This window comes from Salicola sp. AFF1 (assembly GCF_056783195.1).
On the sequence record NZ_JBXAYL010000229.1, the window covers coordinates 1 to 241 of the forward strand.

Annotated in this window: 1 protein-coding gene; it reads right to left on the reverse strand. The window is 60.6% G+C overall.

From position 1 onward, the window contains the following. Positions 1-241 (reverse strand): sugar phosphate nucleotidyltransferase (locus tag AC1RQI_RS17460; RefSeq protein ID WP_481905870.1); only part of this gene is annotated, 241 nt, incomplete at both ends.

Consider the following 241-nt stretch of genomic DNA (forward strand, 5'->3'; position numbering starts at 1 on the left):
TGCTCGGCAGGCCGTGGCCGTAGAAAATGTTATCTCCTAACACAAGAGCGACGGAATCATCGCCGATGAACTCGCGCCCGACGATGAAGGCGTCGGCAAGACCCCGCGGGGTCTCCTGCGTGGCATAGGCGAAGCGGACGCCGATCTCGCTGCCATCGCCGAGCAGGCGCTGGAATAGCAGCTTGTCCTGCGGCGTGGAAATGATCAAAATGTCTCGAATTCCGCCCAGCATCAGCGTCGA